Here is a 1,608-nt window from a genome sequence, read left to right on the forward strand (position 1 = left end):
TGACGCTAAACGGGTACCGTTATATCGTCAGTACAATCGACGAGCTCGCCGTGGCAGTCACAATTATACGGTGAATAAAGCGGAGAACGACATGCTGGTTCGCTTGGGCTGGAAGGCTGAGGGAATCGGCTGGTATGCCGTCAGGGTGAAGTAACCGAAGTGGGCTGTATGTGAAAACATGCGGCCCATTTTCCTTCTGCTTGCAAGTCGTCTCAGCGTGAGAGTCTTATATATAATGACTCTTCGGGTGTTTGTGTGGGTTGGTTTCGGGGGGTGTTCCTACTGGTTATTGGCGTCCGGGGAGTTTGAGGTCGAGGCCGCCGCATTCGGGCATGACCAGGCCGATGAGGTTGTCGAGGTTGCGGTAGCCGTAGCCGATTTTGATGGTGGTCTTGATCTTGTTGTTCACGGCCTCGAGTCTGGCGTTGGACAGGCCCGAGCGGATGGTGCGCAGGATATCGAAGAGACGGCGTTCGATCTTCTCGCCGAGCTCGACGAACCCGTCGATGCCGGACAGGACCGCGTCCGCGATCCACTGGCGCAGCAGCGGCTCGGCGTCGTCCGCGGTCTGTTTGAGGATCATGCGCAGCCGTTCCTTGAGCTTGTATGCCTCCCAGAGGGTCTCGTTCGAGTTGGCGATGTACTCCAGCTGGGCCTTCTGCCCCTCGGTCAGGTCCGACGCGTTCTTCGACAGGGCCCATCTGGAGCCCTTGATCGGGTCCTTCGCGCCTTTCCCGGCGACGCCCGCCTTGCGGGCCTCGCGCCAGGCCATGGTGCGGACCCTGTCGAGCGCGTCGGTGGCCCAGGACACGATGTGGAACCCGTCGAGGATGCGCTCCGCCCCGGGGCACCACTGGAACACGCACTCGTCGATCCAGCGGGCCCCGTCGCCGGTGACCACCCGGATCGACTCGCGCTGCGTCTCGGTGAGCGACTGGAAGAACAGGTCGAACACCTTCCTCCCGTGTCCCTCGTGCATCCAGATGACCCGGCCCCGATCGTGGTCGACGACCACGGTCATGTACCTGTATCCCTTCTTGTAGCTGGTCTCGTCCACGCCGATGGAGCGCAGCCCGTCGAACAGGCCCGCCCCCTGCTCGGCCCGCAGGTCGTCGGCGACCCTCCTGCACACGGGGCCCACGCTCTTCCAGTCGATGCGCATCAGCGACGACACGGCGCTTCGCGGCGCGTGCACGCTCAGCCAGGCGACCTGCTGCTCGAAATCACGCGTGTACGCGCTCCTTCTGCGCGCCCACGGCACCATCGCGACCGTGACCCCGTGCTCGCGGCACGTCACGCGCCTCGGCGCGTACTCCAACAGCAGGCGCGCGCACCCGACGTCGAGATGACGCCAGCGACGCACGCCCAGACGATCATACGGCCGGCCACGCAGGCCGCATCTGGCGCACCGGTCCATGTCGTTCGCATACGGACGCACCGGCACGATGACGACGGTCCCGCCATCCGGGCCCTCCTCGACGCGGGGCGTGGACACCACGACGTTGACGGGCAGGTGCAGCATGCGCTTGAGCGCACCGGATGATATCGTGGGCAAGGGCGTTCCTCTGTCTCTACGGTTGTTTCTTTGGCGGACACAAACCTAGCAGA

1 protein-coding gene and 1 pseudogene are annotated in these 1,608 nt (G+C 63.9%); one reads left to right on the forward strand and one right to left on the reverse strand.

Features of this window, described 5'->3' with window-relative positions; genetic code table 11:
* Positions 1-154 (forward strand): annotated as a pseudogene (locus EHS19_RS11595) (hypothetical protein); the annotation flags it as partial.
* Positions 155-286: 132 nt separating this feature from the next.
* Here the strand turns inward: EHS19_RS11595 and EHS19_RS10445 are convergent.
* Positions 287-1,555 carry an ISL3 family transposase gene (locus EHS19_RS10445; RefSeq protein WP_151917696.1) on the reverse strand — a complete coding sequence of 423 codons (1,269 nt, stop codon included), beginning with the start codon at positions 1,553-1,555 and terminating at the stop codon, positions 287-289.
* Between the last annotated feature and the right edge of the window lie 53 nt (positions 1,556-1,608).

Source organism: Bifidobacterium jacchi, assembly GCF_009078285.1.
GTDB lineage: Bacteria > Actinomycetota > Actinomycetes > Actinomycetales > Bifidobacteriaceae > Bifidobacterium > Bifidobacterium jacchi.